At 37.6% G+C, this 15827-nt stretch carries 17 protein-coding genes; 10 read left to right on the forward strand and 7 right to left on the reverse strand.

The window, feature by feature from the left end; genetic code table 11:
- Positions 1 to 253: 253 nt before the first annotated feature.
- The 5 genes from CRJ00_RS16940 to CRJ00_RS16960 all read left to right on the forward strand — a co-directional run bounded on the left by CRJ00_RS16940 (position 254) and on the right by CRJ00_RS16960 (position 4567).
- Positions 254 to 1114 carry an AraC family transcriptional regulator gene (locus CRJ00_RS16940; RefSeq protein ID WP_099367923.1) on the forward strand — a complete coding sequence of 287 codons (861 nt, stop codon included), beginning with the start codon at positions 254 to 256 and terminating at the stop codon, positions 1112 to 1114.
- A gap of 86 nt (positions 1115 to 1200) precedes the next feature.
- Positions 1201 to 1449 carry a DUF7218 family protein gene (locus CRJ00_RS16945; protein WP_099367924.1) on the forward strand — a complete coding sequence of 83 codons (249 nt, stop codon included), beginning with the start codon at positions 1201 to 1203 and terminating at the stop codon, positions 1447 to 1449.
- A 6-nt stretch (positions 1450 to 1455) separates the two neighbouring features.
- Entirely contained in the window at positions 1456 to 2502 is a 1047-nt protein-coding gene (locus CRJ00_RS16950; RefSeq protein WP_099367925.1) for a DNA topoisomerase IB, read from the forward strand.
- A 61-nt stretch (positions 2503 to 2563) separates the two neighbouring features.
- Complete coding sequence (locus CRJ00_RS16955; RefSeq protein ID WP_099367926.1) at positions 2564 to 3022, forward strand: PA2169 family four-helix-bundle protein; 459 nt, start codon at positions 2564 to 2566, stop codon at positions 3020 to 3022.
- 453 nt (positions 3023 to 3475) lie between these two features.
- Positions 3476 to 4567, forward strand: coding sequence for a sensor histidine kinase (locus tag CRJ00_RS16960; RefSeq protein ID WP_099367927.1), 1092 nt, complete (start codon positions 3476 to 3478; stop codon positions 4565 to 4567).
- Positions 4568 to 4582: 15 nt separating this feature from the next.
- Here CRJ00_RS16960 and CRJ00_RS16965 read toward each other — a convergent pair whose 3' ends face one another.
- On the reverse strand, positions 4583 to 5266 hold the full coding sequence (locus CRJ00_RS16965) for a DUF421 domain-containing protein (RefSeq protein WP_099367928.1): 684 nt from the start codon (positions 5264 to 5266) through the stop codon (positions 4583 to 4585).
- 149 nt (positions 5267 to 5415) lie between these two features.
- Here CRJ00_RS16965 and CRJ00_RS16970 point away from each other — a divergent pair, with 149 nt between their 5' ends.
- Positions 5416 to 6306: an SDR family oxidoreductase gene (locus tag CRJ00_RS16970; RefSeq protein ID WP_099367929.1), complete on the forward strand. Its 891-nt coding sequence runs from the start codon at positions 5416 to 5418 to the stop codon at positions 6304 to 6306.
- On the opposite strand, the gene CRJ00_RS16975 is transcribed toward CRJ00_RS16970, so the two are convergent.
- Entirely contained in the window at positions 6262 to 6792 is a 531-nt protein-coding gene (locus CRJ00_RS16975) for a CinA family protein (protein ID WP_099367930.1), read from the reverse strand. The genes CRJ00_RS16970 and CRJ00_RS16975 overlap by 45 nt on opposite strands.
- Before the next feature lie 64 nt (positions 6793 to 6856).
- On the opposite strand from CRJ00_RS16975, the gene ku reads away from it, so the two are divergent.
- Positions 6857 to 7612, forward strand: a complete 756-nt coding sequence (ku, locus tag CRJ00_RS16980; RefSeq protein WP_099367931.1) for a non-homologous end joining protein Ku — start codon at positions 6857 to 6859, stop codon at positions 7610 to 7612.
- Positions 7613 to 7614: 2 nt separating this feature from the next.
- On the opposite strand, the gene ligD is transcribed toward ku, so the two are convergent.
- From ligD to CRJ00_RS16995, 3 genes are read right to left on the reverse strand one after another with little or no spacing between them, the layout of a single operon-like run.
- Positions 7615 to 10146 carry a DNA ligase D gene (gene ligD, locus CRJ00_RS16985; protein WP_099367932.1) on the reverse strand — a complete coding sequence of 844 codons (2532 nt, stop codon included), beginning with the start codon at positions 10144 to 10146 and terminating at the stop codon, positions 7615 to 7617.
- Positions 10147 to 10192: 46 nt separating this feature from the next.
- Complete coding sequence (locus CRJ00_RS16990; RefSeq protein ID WP_099367933.1) at positions 10193 to 10852, reverse strand: response regulator; 660 nt, start codon at positions 10850 to 10852, stop codon at positions 10193 to 10195.
- 2 nt (positions 10853 to 10854) lie between these two features.
- Entirely contained in the window at positions 10855 to 11937 is a 1083-nt protein-coding gene (locus tag CRJ00_RS16995; RefSeq protein ID WP_099367934.1) for a sensor histidine kinase, read from the reverse strand.
- Between the two features lie 380 nt (positions 11938 to 12317).
- On the opposite strand from CRJ00_RS16995, the gene CRJ00_RS17000 reads away from it, so the two are divergent.
- The 3 genes from CRJ00_RS17000 to CRJ00_RS17010 all read left to right on the forward strand — a co-directional run bounded on the left by CRJ00_RS17000 (position 12318) and on the right by CRJ00_RS17010 (position 13518).
- Positions 12318 to 12812, forward strand: a complete 495-nt coding sequence (locus CRJ00_RS17000; RefSeq protein WP_099367935.1) for an RNA polymerase sigma factor — start codon at positions 12318 to 12320, stop codon at positions 12810 to 12812.
- 83 nt (positions 12813 to 12895) lie between these two features.
- Entirely contained in the window at positions 12896 to 13114 is a 219-nt protein-coding gene (locus CRJ00_RS17005) for a hypothetical protein (RefSeq protein ID WP_099367936.1), read from the forward strand.
- A 68-nt stretch (positions 13115 to 13182) separates the two neighbouring features.
- Positions 13183 to 13518, forward strand: coding sequence for a HopJ type III effector protein (locus CRJ00_RS17010; protein ID WP_099367937.1), 336 nt, complete (start codon positions 13183 to 13185; stop codon positions 13516 to 13518).
- Between the two features lie 6 nt (positions 13519 to 13524).
- Here the strand turns inward: CRJ00_RS17010 and CRJ00_RS17015 are convergent, their stop codons facing one another.
- Complete coding sequence (locus CRJ00_RS17015) at positions 13525 to 14832, reverse strand: cryptochrome/photolyase family protein (RefSeq protein WP_099367938.1); 1308 nt, start codon at positions 14830 to 14832, stop codon at positions 13525 to 13527.
- A 14-nt stretch (positions 14833 to 14846) separates the two neighbouring features.
- A complete protein-coding gene (locus CRJ00_RS17020; protein WP_099367939.1) occupies positions 14847 to 15800 on the reverse strand; it encodes a Dyp-type peroxidase in 954 nt (317 codons plus the stop codon).
- Between the last annotated feature and the right edge of the window lie 27 nt (positions 15801 to 15827).

The following is a 15827-nucleotide window of genomic DNA, read 5'->3' on the forward strand; positions in this document are numbered from 1 at the left end:
AAAAAATGAATTAAATTGCCCTAAAAAGAAAAACTGGCATACGAGTCTGAATGCCAGTTTTCTAATAGTTAGTGAATTTTAGTTTTTTCTCCTAGTTCTTGGAAAAATGTTTTTATAAGGAAACAAACCTTTTATTTTACCCAAATAATTTATTATATAAATAAATTAAGTTTTTAACATTATTCCACAAAATTAAGGCATGATTTTCTATATTAACTGGTAAAAATCCAACCTAATTAAGTAAAATTGTAATATGCGATCAAAATACATCATACAATCCATTGGGGTTCAACTTATCAGTTTGGATGATATTACTTCAGCCTTTCATAAACATCCCTACTATCAATTGGTGTATATACTATCGGGAAAAGGAACCCACAAGATCAATCAGAGCGTATTTGAGTTCAGCAAAGGAAATCTATTTTTGATAAAACCTGGGGATGTGCATGGTTTTGATTCTGATCATAATGTAGAATTATGCCTGATCAATTTCAATGAAGAATTTTTCTCGGAAACCCATACCTCTAAAATCGATTCCTTGGACTTCAGTAAGGAATTTCGGCAATTGGAGTTTATTCTGAACAACTATAGTGAGTTTCAGGGAAGTCTAATTGGTAAGGATGACTCTACCCTATTCCATAGCTTGATCAAGCAACTTATTCTGGAGACAAAATATAATCGGATTTGGCACAAGATGATCACCAAAAACATTGTTCTCCTGTTACTTAATCTATTGTCCAGAAATATCCAGGAGTCCTTTATCTCTACATCCAAAATGGAAAATACCAATTCCAGATTCTTAGATGTACTGGACTATATCCGGCATCATATATTTGACAATAATCTGCTGCGGGTAGAAAACCTCGCCAATCAATTCAATCTTTCTGTCGGACATTTTAGCCGTTATTTCAAGCAGGAATCCAACATGAGTATTAAGGAATACATCCTGTATTATAAACTCGAATTAGCCAAGGCAAGATTGATCTATAGTGAAATGACCATTGCCCAAATTGCCAGTGAGCTTAAATTTGTGGATGAAAGCCATTTAAATAAACTCTTCAAAAAGAATTTTGGACTGACCGCCAAAGCGTATAAACAGGCCGCAAAAAAGTAATTATTTTTATTATCAGGTATTTAGTTCCGAACCAAAACACCTGCCGACTGTTCCTTCTACACAATCAACGTAGAAAGGAGAATATCATGGTAAAAGATCACGGAAAAAGCATCAAAAATGATGAAAAATATGAGGCTTTGCGCGATAAGGGGATGAGTAAGGAAAGGGCTGCCCGAATTTCAAATGATCCAAATTCCAGTAAAAAAGGTGGAAAAGCCAGCGACTTGGACGAGCGATCTAAAACAGAACTCTTGCAGGAGGCCAAAAAGATAGGAATATCCGGAAGGCACAAAATGACGAAGGATAAATTAATTGATGCTATTCGAAATCATTAATTGTGCATGTTCAAAGCTATTAATCAACTTACGCTGTTAAAAGAGAATGGTCTAAAATATGTTGACTGCAATACTGGAGGATATAAACGACAGAAAAAAGGTCAGTCATTTATCTATTTGGATAAAGGCCATAACAGAATAACCAACGAAAAAGTCCTGGAAAGAATCAATTCGTTGGTTATTCCACCTAATTGGAAAAAGGTTTGGATCTGTCTCGAGGTAAAAGGCCATATTCAAGCCACTGGTTTGGATGATAAAGGGAGAAAACAGTACCTGTACCATCCTCAATGGTCGCAGCTGCAAAAATCACTGAATTTCCATAAATTGATCGCCTTCGGAAAAGCTTTACCTTTATTAAAAAAGAAAATCAAGAAAGACCTTAATCAGGAGGGATTTACATTAGAAAAAACCAGTGCCATCGGACTCCGGATCATGGATCTTACTTCCATCCGAGTAGGTAATTCTTTATATACCAAAACCAATGGTTCCTATGGATTGACCACCCTAAAGAAGAAGCATGTTAATCTAAGCACTTCAAATAACATCAAATTTTCTTATGTAGGTAAAAAGGCCGTTAAACAGGAAAAAATAATCGTTAATAAACAGTTATATTCCTTACTAACTGAATTAAAAGCAATAAAAGGTGGTAACCTTTTAAAATACAGAACCAGCGCTGGTGATTTCAGGTCATTGACCCCATCGGATTTGAACCAATACTTGAAAGAAATTTCACAGAAAGAGATTACCTGCAAGACTTTTAGAACTTGGAATGCCTGTTTTGATTTTCTCTTATTTCTTAGTCAACTGGAACCACCTAAAACAAAAAAAGAAAGAAATTCCAATCTTCAATTAGCTTATGATTATGTAGCCGTACGATTGGGAAATTCAAAGAATATTTCTAAAAAACATTATATCTGCCCCTTATTGATTGAAAAGTACGATCAAGAGGTTTTGGATGATTTTTTAAAGAAAACAAAAAGGATGAACAAAAATGCCAAGGAAGAATATTTAAGGAAAGTGATGATAAAAATACTCAATCGTATTTATACCTAAATAGAAAAAAGATTGAACTATTCCCACTTCCAAATAGTTCATTTTTAAAATCTTACATCCTATGGAAACTATAGATAAAAAAATAGACATCGTCAATGCGGCGATTGAGATCAATAACGATCGTATAGCGGGCTATGAAAAAGCTATGGAACTTTGCAATGAGTCTGAGGAACAAGATCTGACCTTATTGTTTCAAAAATATAAGGAACAGTCTGAAAACTTTAAGGATGAGCTTCTACCCTATGTGCAACAATTTGGGGCAGAACCTGAGGAAGGCACCATGGTAAGCGGTAAGTTGTTCCGTCTTTGGATGGATATAAAATCTTTGGTAGCTCCTTATACTTCGAAAGCGGTATTGGAAAGCTGTGAAAAAGGAGAAGATGAATTCCGAGATGCCTACAAGAAAATTCTTAACGATGCCTTGGAAGATTATCCAGGCATTGTAGATTTACTTCAAGCTCAGGTAGCTGATCAACAAATAGCCCATCAACATATAAAAGAGCTTAGAGACCGCACCTAGCTGTTTTTTTACAGGGTAAAGCACGCTATTTATACTTGCTTCAAAAAAAATAATACTTAAAAATTAAATCTCGTTTTAGAGAAACATTTGCAGAAATTTTAAAAATTAAAGATTTATGTGGTTATCAGTAATATTTGGAATTGTGATTATTTTAATTATTAGTATTATAGTTTACAATTCGAGAGCAAACAGAAATAAAAACAGAAAGTCAGGTTATTTAAATGATATAAAATAACTTAAAGAAAAATCAGCATTTTTTTATACAACCTGCATCATAGAATCCTTGGCATTTTTGCTGAGGATTCTTACTTTTTAATCTCTAAGGGCATTTTTTTATATTTATTCAGAAAAGTAAAAATCAATTTAACAACTGCTATGGCATGATAAATGTAGCGTTTTAGCTACATTAATTTTGCTCCCTAATAGTACTGAAATTGTATCGGAAAAACATTTATGTCAAATAATATAAATTATCAATTGATAATTAAAGCATTGGATCATGCTCCACTTGCTACTGCAATCTACGCTACACCTGAACTACATATCGCATTTGCTAATAAAGAAATGTTAAAAATGTGGTGTTCCAATGAATCCATAATTGGTAAAACCTTTAGCGATGCATTCCCTAATTTTGACGAAGATGGTTTCACCAGTATTCTAATGAAAGTTTGGAAAACCGGCACAACCTACATTGCCACCGATACGCCTGCAGAGATTAAAGAAGGTAACACCTTTCATAAACGTTATTTTGATTTTGAATACCGCGCCTTATTGGATGAAAACCAAAACACCTATGCTATTTTACATACATCCATAGATGTTACTGAGCGTAATTTATCCAGGATATTGATTAGAGACCAAGAACAGAAACTCAACTTGAATCAAGACCTGGAAATCTTGACGCATACGTTGGCACATGATGCAAAAAACCCATTATCTATAGCTAAGTTAGGATTGGAAACCTTAAGGAAAAAAGAAAATCTAAGTGCAGAAAGAAAGGAAAATTGGTTTGAAATAATTGATGGTGCCATCGGAAGCTTAAACAATATCATCGATAAGACCGTAAAGCTAAGTGAAGCGAGAACTTATGTGCTGGAAAAGGAAGAAATCCATCTCGATCAAATATTGCCTAGCTGGGTCGAAGAAGCTGTTATCCTAAATAACGCAAAGGATATGATTATTGAAATAGCAGCAATTCATCCTATCATGGCGGATAAAGGAGGACTGTACCAGATCTTTTCAAATATTATTGGAAATGCCATTAAATATTCCATTCATAACATCAGGCCATCACTTAGTATCTACAGTGAAAAGACCCATAAAGGGATAGCCTATTACATTAAAGACAATGGCATCGGAATCCCTGAAAATGAAATCAACAACATATTCCTGAATTTAAAAAGGGGCTCTAATGCGTTGTCTTTCCAAGGTAAAGGGATAGGCCTTTTTATTGTAAAAAGAATTATGGAAAGACTGGATGGCCAAATAAATATTACCAGCAAATTGGGTAAAGGAACAGAAGTAAGGTTATTTTTCCCTAATTAACATAGCTTCTTTTTCTCAACAATATTTTTTATTCATCGCTTTGGCAAATTTGCGATGGTTACATGTCGGGCATTCTAATGGCTTCTCATCGAAAATTACATGCCCACAGTACATACAAGCAATGGGAGTTCCCGCAGTAGGTTGTTGTTCGAACTCCTTATAATCATCCGGGAAAATCGGAAGCCCATATTTCACCTCGGAATCAGCGTATCTGAGCACACTTAAGGAGCCGTCAGTCTCCAATACAGCTATTCTTACCTGGCCCAAATGCTCAATAGAGGCATTCCTCAATTCAGAGAAAAACTCCGTTTTGGAAAATGTACTCTTATTTTCCTCGGTTACAGCAAACTCTCCATCTCTTACAATCACCAGGGCTTTACCTTCCAGCATCCGCGTAAAAAAATCATATTTGGCTACTAACCAGGTGAGAAGTTTATAGAGGGTGATCACGATTATGAATACAATGATTGCATGGACCAAGGGAAAGTCATCCTGAAACATGGGATCGCCTGCCGCTGAACCCAATCCTAAGATAATGGCTACTTCAAATAAAGTTAATTGCCGAACACCCCTTCTGCCTGATACCCGTAACATCATTACGATTAACAAAAACATAAAAAGTGTCCGAAAACCAATTTCCCATAAGAAACTAGGTTCTACACCGTCAAAAAGAATTTCGTATAAGCTTTTACCTTCCATAACATCAATTTTTAATGAGGCTTTACCAATTTATCAAGGATTGAATAGGCATTTCATATTTATCTGAACCAATCATTTAAAGAATTGTTCATTACTTATAGGCCTATTCGCCTATTCATCATACTTATATAATAATTAATCAAAAGAATATGGAAACTAGAACAGAAGGCAATCCTGAAGATTTATACCCTACCCCCCCTTTCAAGAAACAAGATCAAAAACCTCCCGGTGAGACAAAACTCATGGATCCAAAACCTGACCATGGCGAACAGAGCTATGAGGGTAATGGGTTATTAACAGGGAAAGTAGCGGTTATAACCGGTGGTGATTCGGGTATTGGCAAAGCTACGGCAATTGCTATGGCACGTGAAGGAGCTGATATTGTTATTGCCTATAAGGATGATGTGGAGGATGAAGATGCTGAAGACTGTAAATATTGGGTTGAAAAGGCAGGAAAAAGAGCCTTACTTTTTAAAGGAGACATTCGAGAGGAAGAAACCTGTAAGAAATTAATCGACGCCGCAGTAGATGAGTTTAAGATGATCGATATTTTGGTCAACAACGCCGCCTATCAGATGTCTTATAAAACGCTTGAAGAAATCTCTGCCGAAGAGTGGGATAAGACTTTCGAAACCAACTTGAGCGCCATGTTCTACTTGGTAAAACACGCTTTAAAACATATCAGACCTGGAGGGAGCATCATCAACACCACTTCAGTTAATGCCTATGATCCCAATCCTACGTTGATTCCTTATGCAGCGAGCAAAGCTGCCATACAGAATTTCACATCCAATCTTGCGCAGAAATTCTTAGAGGATGGAAATGGTATTCGGGTAAATGCCGTAGCACCAGGTCCTGTATGGACGCCTTTGATTCCAAGTACCATTCCTGACCATGAACACTTTGGAGATAATACACCGATCGGAAGACCGGGGCAACCAGCAGAAATAGCCCCTGTGTTTGTATTCTTAGCAACCGCAGCTGCATCCTATGTTTCAGGAGCCACTATCCCTGTTACAGGTGGTAGGATCACTATTTAAACCAAGAAGTTCTCCAATCATTTCCATGCCGGCATTGAAGCTTTGGATATATATATCCCCTGCATTTCTGGCATGAAATTTCAATTTCCGTTGGAGCAACTTGTTTTCAAAACTCACCGCCAAAAAGACATCCCCCGGTTCAGCTGTAGGGTGCTTTTCTTTTCCTTGATAAGCCAAACCCGTAATGGCACAATACACATCGGCCTTAAATAATTTCTTCAATCCGACCAACATGGCTTCGGTCACTTCCATCGATTCAGCCGTAAATTGGTCAATCAGTTCTTGAGGAACCCCAAGTACGTCGACTTTAACAGCTATATTAAAACAGACCAAATTACCCATCAAATAATCCCCTGCCTCGGTCTGTAAACTCCAAACAGAAGACATAAATCCTCCGGTCATACTTTCTGTCAAGGCAAGTTTGAGCTTTCGAGCCTGAAGTTCTTCAGCAATCGTATTTAATTTTCCATGGTCAATTTTGAACATCTGTTTTGTTTTTTAGGGAGAACAACCAAAATGGGGTTTCGTTTGTTAATAAAAAAAAGAAGATATGAGAGCAATTTGGACAGGAGCCATCGGTTTTGGACTGGTAAACATTCCGATCAAGATTTATAGTGCAACCCAAACCAGTAGTTTGGATTTCGATATGCTGGATCGAAAAGACCATGCTAATATTAAATATAAACGCGTCAATGAGCAGACAGGCAAGGAAGTGAAATGGGAAAATATAGTGAAGGGCTTTATGCTGAAAGACAAATATATCGTGTTGGAGGATGCAGATTTTGAAGAAGCCATGCCCGAAAAAAACAAGATGATAAACCTTCAATCGTTTGTTAAACTCCAAGAAGTAGACAGCATCTATTTTGATACACCTTATTACCTAGAGCCCCAAAAATCAGGTGAGAAAGCTTATCAATTATTATTGAAAGCCCTTGAGAAAAGTAAAACCGCCGGATTAGGAAGCTTTGTGATGCGAAATGTAGAAAATTTGGCGATCATCAAAGCTTTTGATAATGTCCTGGTTTTAAATAAAATCCGCTTTGAAGAGGAGATTCGCAATCCAGAGGAATTGAAGATACCTTCATCTGCCCGAATCAGCAAGGCTGAGATGGACATGGCCATGCAGCTGATCAAAATGAACAGCAAAGAATTCGACATCAAAGACTTCAAAAACGAATACAGCAAGGAATTGATGAAGATCATCCAGCAAAAGAGCAAAGGAAAAAGAGCCACTATTCGAAAGATCAATGTGGAAAATACCAAGGCTTCAGATCTACTCGAAAAACTTAAAGCGAGTTTGGCCTAAGATTAGAATTTCTTGATTGCAGCTTTGAGATCCACCGTATCCTTCCAGATGTTTTCCCAAGGGTCTGCTAGGTCTTTCAAGCGCTTTGGCATACTGAAGATATCGAAATCCTTAATGGATAATTCGTCATTAACTTCTTCCCAATGTAAAGGGGCACTGACCGTTGCACCAGGCTTTGGCCGTACAGAATAAGGGGCGGCGATGGTTTGCCCCTGCTTGTTCTGCAGATAATCAAGATAGATCAGGTTTTTTCGTTTTTTAGGATCCCTAATGATACTAGTGGTGTCAGGGTGCGCGGATTGCAGCATTTCTGCCAATAATTGAACAAAATCCCGCACCAATTCGTAATCATACTTCTGATCCATATTCATATAAATATGCAATCCACTTGATCCGGAAGTTTTGATATAATGTGGAACCTCTGCATTGTTTAATATATGATGACAGCTCAAGGCCACTTGAACCACCTCCTTAAAATCTGCTCCATTGGGATCCAGATCTAAAACAGCAAATTGGGGCTTTTCTGGTTTTTTATAGGTCGATAACCAAGGATTGATTTCAATCGAACCTAGGTTTGCTATAAATAACAAACTGGCCACATCATTACAAAGCAGATAATCTATGGTCTTCTCTGTGCTCTTGGAGTAGATTTCTGTCGTCTTAACCCAACTCGGTAATTGTTTGGGTTCCACATCCTTCTGAAAGAAGCCCGGTTTGTCGATCCCATTCGGATACCGGTTCAAGGATATGGGCTTATCTTTCAGATAAGGCAATATAAAATCAGCGATCTGCTCATAATAACTTAACATCTCCCCTTTACTGATCTGCTCTTTTGGCCAGTAAATTTTATTCAGATTTGTCAAGGAAACCTTTTTCTTTCCAAAAACCAATTCCTTTTCGTTAGCTAATTTCTCCTTTTCTATAGCACTACCCTTCTCTGTTTCTTGTGGTTCAATAACTTCCAGCTTTGTTTCTTCAGCTGATTTATCTGCTCGCAATCCTTTATAAACCGGATGTCTAAGATGTCTATCCATTGTCCATTCTGAATAATAAACGTCACAGACCAATTTTGGTGATAACCAGGTCACTTCCCTTGCCTTAGCTATTTTTACAGCAGCTGGAAAAGGTTTAGTTTTCCGAATGAGCTTACTAAAGCTACCATGTAATTCTTTTAAAGAATCATCATTGAAACCCGTACCACAATTTCCGATGTAAAGGAGCTCCCCCTTTTCCATAACTCCCAATACCAATGCTCCAAAATATTTCCGCCCACCTTGAGGAACCGTGTAACCACAGATAATGGCTTCTTGTGTATTCCGTAACTTTATCTTCAGCCAGGAAGAACTTCTTTTCCCCGAAAGATAGGTACTGGTTTTATCCTTGGCAATCACCCCCTCCCACTTATTTTCTTCCGCATGAACCAGCATATTATCCACTTGCAAGTCCAAACTGGGCACAAAATGGATTTGTTTTGCTTTGACCTTTTCCAGAAATAATCTCAACAATTCTTTCCGGTTTTCCAATTCAAAGTCGCGGAGATCATTCCCATCCAAACTCAACATATCAAAAACATAGTAATTAAGGCTTAGCCCGGCGGCAATAGGTTCGCCAGATTTCAATAATTGAAATTGGGATTGGTTCTGTTTGTTCTCAATGACCAGTTCGCCATCTAAAACAAAATCCTTGTCAATTTCTGCTAAAGCTTTTACGATACTGGGATATTGTTTATTCAACAGATTGCCGTTTCTAGAATAAAGATTGGTTTTCTCTCCATTTTTTTCGGCTAAAATTCGAAATCCATCAAACTTTTTTTCGTAGATCCATTCCGCTCCATCTGGTAGATCAGGCGATAATTTGGTTAACATTGGAGCTGGAACAGCTTCAGCCTTCTTTTTTGATTGCTTTTCGGAAGTTTCAGGAGTTGCCTCTTCTGTCTTTAGGACTTTTTTTTTAATAGATGTACCTTCTTTCTTAAAGGTTTTCCCTTCTTTTTTAACCGATGCCGCTATAAAATCCTCTGCATCATACTCTTTTTCTACGGCATATTCATCCTTATGCTTGATCAATAACCAGTTAGTTGGGTCATCCCCTTTCATCCGAACCAAGGCAAATTCCCCTTTCAATTTTTCCCCATGCAATTCGAACTTAATGGATCCTTCTTTCCATTGTTTTAAGAATTCTTTTTCATTCTTTGCTGCAACCAGATCATAGGTTCCTGAATCAAAAACCACGACCGTTCCTGCTCCATAGTTCCCTTTGGGAATACTGCCTTCAAAATCAGCATAACTTAAGGGATGATCTTCCACTTCAACAGCAAGTCTTCGATCTTTGGGATTTAACGAGGGACCTTTGGGTACAGCCCAACTTTTCAGAACCCCATCGATCTCTAATCTAAAATCATAGTGCAATCTCGACGCATGATGTCGTTGCACCGTAAAGATCAACTTCGAAGATGAATCTTTCAATCCATTTTCTGAAGGTTCGGCAGTTTTCGAAAAATCTCTTTTCTTTTGGTATAGATCAAGCTTTCCCATGTTCTTTTTTTTAAAAGAACACGGGCTTAAGCTAATGGTTTTCTTTTTATTGAATAAGGCCGTTTTGAATAGCAAACTTAATCAATGCAGGGGTATTTTTTGATTTGGTCTTATCGATCAGGTTTTGACGATGTCCTTCCACAGTCCGTTTACTTAAAAATAATTTCTTTGAAATCTCTAGGTTGGTATAACCTTCGCCCAACAGTTCCAACACTTCCATTTCTCTTGATGTCAAATCAAGTTCTGTTGGGTCGATCTGTAGCGATTTATGATTATTTTTATCAATCATTTTCTGTAGGAGCTGCATGGATATTTCCTCACATAGATAGCGGCCACCTTTAGCAATATGATTGATGCAGAACACCAGCTCATCTGAAGCGACATTCTTCACCAAGTATCCTTTGGCACCTAATTCGAAAGATTTGGTGACATGCTGTTCACAGTTCAGCATGGTCAGTACAACCACTTTAATATCCGGAAACTTCTCGTTCACCTCAGCAATCAACTGAATCCCATCCATATCATTCATACTTAGGTCCGTAAGAATAATATGGGTATCCAAACCTGCATATAATAAATCCAACACTTCCTTTCCATTGTTCACATCAGCCACCACCTCAAAATTAGGTTGGGAGTCTAACAACAATTTTATTCCATTCCTCACCACAAGATGATCTTCTGCTAATAATATTTTCACTTCTGCCATTTCTAATCCTTATTTAACGTTACTAACACCGACGATCCTTTGTCTGAACTTATAACTGATAATTTTCCCTTATATAAATCTGTTCTGTTTTCTATCGTGCGAAGGCCGCTACCCATCCGCTTACTCTCTTTGAGATCTGAAGGAAAGCCTTGCCCGTTATCCTTAACTTCAATTTCCAATTGATCCTGTCCATTTCGAATAATAATCTGTACCCTATTTGCTGAAGAATGTTTCAGGGTATTATTCAAAAGCTCTTGAACTATGCGGTAAATAACCAGCTTCATATCTTTATCCAGTTCCTCCACACCAATTGGAAGACTCGTTTCTACCGTAAAATCAGGCATGGAAATGCGCTCCGTCATGGCAGTTATCGCTGCTTTCAGTCCAAATGCATGCAATACCGAGGGTACCAGATCAATCGATACATTCCTAACTTCATGAATGGCATCATTCAACATCTTCTTTATAGGACGAATGATGGCAGCATGTTCATGGTTTTCTTGGGCGAAATGCTCTAAGTTTAACCTTGTTGCATATAATAATTGGGCCACACTATCGTGCAATTGATGCCCAATCCGCTTCCTCTCCTGTTCTTGGGTATCAACAATGGATTTATAGACCTCTTGTTTCACATCCATCCAATCCGGATCCGGACAGAATTCCTGATCGAACATCAATAAACAATACATCACCTCATCCAAGCGATTTGTATATTTTTTGACGTAAGTATCCATCTTGAAAAAGCCATTTCCCTTCCTATTGATAAAATGAAGATGAAGAAGTAAGGGCGATTTGATGGAATCCCGATTCTCGAATATGGATTTTAATTTGAGTGCATCCTCTGAATGTAAAAACTCGTAGATACTCCTACCGTACGACTGTGCACTGGATTGAGAAAAGATCTCTGTAAACTTTTCATTAACCTTATTAACTTGGAAAAAACGATCTAAAATGATGATAGCGAATGGACCATCCTTAAAAAAGATATCAAAACATAATTCATCTCGCTCAGATTCATCTTCAAACAAGGAATATTGACCCTTGTTTGCATTTTCATTCGTAAATTCGTTTTCCGAGGTTTGCATGATTTTCTTATTAATAATTATTGAAAAGATTCAAATAATTAACATATAGGTTAGATGTAGTGAATTTGATTACCCCATCTGGATGAATTTTAAGAATAGGTTATTCTCAAAAAACCATTAAATTTAAGCAATAATATTCTTTTCTCCTTAACCCCATGATTATGAATAGGTATTTACCGTATATAAAAACATATTTCAGGTATTTTGCTCCTATATTTTATTGAAATACGTAAATATTAAGGAACAATCTTATTCAAAAAAGGTTGTATAACTTTTTTCTATCGTATAAGTACCCATTTTACAGAGGGAACCCGTTTTAGCAAAACATACTCAATTTCAATACGTTATATTAAGTACAATTGAACTTAAAATCGCTCATCATGAAAACGCAAATTGAACATGTTATCCTCGAAAACTCTCCCGTATTAAAAAGGCTCGCCAATAACTTCACAAAGGATCCTTCCGAAAAAGACGACCTGGTACAGGAAACTTTTATCCGATCTCTTAAATCTTTGGAAAAGTTCATTAACCATCCGAAACTCGTTTCTTGGTTATATGTCATTATGAAAAACATTTATTTGAATAGGTACCGACGTGATAACATACATCGAATTGCGGAAAAAGAAATCTCCTATACACAAAATATGTCCAGCAGCACCAAGAATCAAGCGGAATCAAAATTTGTGGTCAATGATATCCATAATTCAATGAAAACCTTATCAGATGAAAATTATAAAATTTTCAGTATGTACCTAGAAGGCTTCAAATACCACGAGATTGCTAGTTATATGGCTATAAAAGAGGGAACTATAAAAACGAGGATTCATAGTATCCGTAAGGTGCTAAAGAAAAAATTAGGTGTTTACACGCCATAATTTTCCCAGGGAAGGCTGAAAAACAAACCATTTTTCAATTTAGATGTTTAATACTCAATCTATAAATTATTAATATTTCGAGTATGAAAAATATGTTGATTTTAAAAACGCGCGCATTAGCATTAATTATGTTTGTTTTGATGTCTGTTCAGGCATTTGCGCAAGAAAAAGGTCTAGACATCAACGTTGATGTAGACAAAGGCGACAGTAATATGTTCGCACAACCTTGGGTTTGGATAGTTGGAGGAGCAGTATTTATTTTATTATTAGTTGCGCTACTAAGAGGTGGCAGCAAAAAATAATACCCATAAATGTTCAGATTTATATGAGAGAGGTGTCCGAAAGGGCGCCTCTTTTCTTATATTTGAAAATGTCTACATCAAATCTACTACAACAATTGGAGAACAAATCCATACAATTCAAGGATGTTATAAACTATATAGAACAGCATTACGAATATAGAGCGTCTTCCTTTATCAATGGCAACCAGGACAATGCAGCTGATCAGAACCAAGGTTCTGCCAAAGTACTTTCCTATGCTAAATTGAACAACCTTTCTAAGGAAGATACCTTAAAATTGTTTGCCGAACACTATGAAGAAGTCTTGGCAAATCCTCAAGGCACCGACCACCAGAATATCCGTCAATTCATGGAACACGGTTGGGATAAACTTTCCTTCGAAATTGAAGTTCTGAAACCCCTATAACCACAATTACTTTGCGGCTGTTAAGCCCTTTTTATAGGTAGCGATTGCTCTTTCTCGTGCAAAACCATGTTCTACCATGGGGCTAACAGTTGTATAGGCTTTTTCGTCTAACCACTTATGGATATACTCGGCCTGCTTATCGAATTTCTGTTGTTGAATACTGGGGTTAAAAATCCGAAAATAGGGCGCGGCATCACAACCGCATCCAGCCGCCCATTGCCAGTTACCGTTATTGGATGCTAATTCATAATCATTAAGTTTACTCGCAAAATAGGCTTCCCCCCATCGCCAATCGATCAACAGATGTTTTGTCAGAAAGCTAGCCACCAACATCCTCACTCTATTGTGCATAAAACCTGTACTGTTCAGTTCTCGCATTCCTGCATCAACTAAGGGATAGCCCGTTTCGCCGGCACACCATAAAGCAAATTCTGCAGGATTATTTCGCCACGAGATCTGATCATATTCTCGTTTGAAACTTTCATGGACCACCCTGGGAAAATGATAGAGGATCTGCATAAAAAACTCCCGCCAAATCAATTCCGAAAGCCAAGTCGCATTATTTTCCAAAGCAACCTTAACACATTCCCGAATGCTGATGGTTCCAAACCGAAGATGTATCCCGATTTTTGTGCTGCCATCCTGAGCCGGATAATCCCGAAGCTTATCGTATTGCTGGATCTGCTCCAAATCTATAATAGGTTCGGAATACTCCATATCGGTTTTTTGGAAACCCAATTCCTCTAGGCTGATATAACGTTCATCTTCAAATGTCAAGAGATTTTCCAGTTTTGCTTGATGGAAATCCAATCCTTCCTGATCCAACTTCATGCGCCATCTTTTCGCATAGGGAGTATAGACCGTATAAGGGTGGCCATTGGATTTCAACACCTCATTGCCTTCAAAAATAACCTGGTCTTTAAAGGATTTCCATTTGATCTGATCGTTTTCCAACAATGAAATTATTTCCTGATCCCTCTTCAGGGCATCCGGTTCATAGTCCCGATTCCAATACACCTTTTCTACTCGATATTCAGCTATCAAATCTTTGAATATCGCTAAGGGATTTCCGTGAAAGACCTTCAGACTGGAACCCGATTTTTGAAATGAAGCTTTTAAAGCAGCAACTGCTTGATGTATAAAATCCACTCGACGATCATAGGGATCTTCCAACCGTGATAATATATCCGTATCAAAAATAAAGATGGGTAATACAGGTAAGCCGTCTTTTAGGGCTTCAGATAAACCTACGTTATCTGCTATTCTTAAATCTCTCCGAAACCAAAAAATATGAATAGGTGATGCTGAATCCATGAATGCAAGTTAACTTATCCGGAGAATTTATCCAACATATCCATCGATGGAACAAAGAACAGAGCACCGGTTACAGCTGTACTAAAATCCAATATCCGGTCATAATTTCCTGCTGGGTTTCCAATGAACATCTGGTTCAACATTTTCTCCACCGTACTGAAGGTGCTTGCATAACAGATAAAGAAGGTTCCCATTTCATTGCTTGCGACATTCCCAAAAGGCATATTATCCCGAACCACTTTCAGATCATCCCCAACATTTGCCAATGCACTATGGGAATTCTTCGGTTTTTCAGCATCGGTCATTTCGATATCATTGGCCTTTGAACGTCCAATTACCTTTTCCTGATCATGGATTGGAAGATCATTCCAGGCTTTTAGGTTATGGATATATTTCTGAACAAAAAGGTAGCTCCCACCCTTGCAGGTCGGATCTTGTTCATCAATAACAGCAAAATATTCCCTTGCATCACCATGTGGATTCTCCGTACCATCCACAAAACCCAAGATCGATCGGCTGTCCCAATATCGAAATCCCTGGACTTCCACAGTACAATCTGCAATGGGTGCCATAAAACTGGAAATCTCTGCCGCCATATCATAGGCATAGCTCTTTTCATCCGAACGGATATGAAATTGAATATCTCCGCCTGTGGCAACAGCGGTATGCTTATTTCCCTTAATTTCTTGGAAAGTTTTCAGCTCTTTGGGTAAGGGATTCGGTAGGTTCAAATACTTCCAGGCATCATATCCTATTCCCATGACGCAACTTGCTTTGCGATCTGGAAACCTATTCTGGGAAGAATGATTCAGATTGATAACCAAGGCACAGATCCGCTTGAATCCATCGATTATATGAGATTTTTCTACATCAGTTTTGAATACCCAAGTAAGGAAGAAGGTGTTATTGTTAGGATAGTCTGTGACATTCTGGGCATTATTTTTAATAGCTTGTGATTTTTGTATCATAATTAGTGAAAATTATGATGGAATGTA

It is taken from the genome of Sphingobacterium sp. 1.A.4, from assembly GCF_002734245.1.
Classification (GTDB): domain Bacteria; phylum Bacteroidota; class Bacteroidia; order Sphingobacteriales; family Sphingobacteriaceae; genus Sphingobacterium; species Sphingobacterium tenebrionis.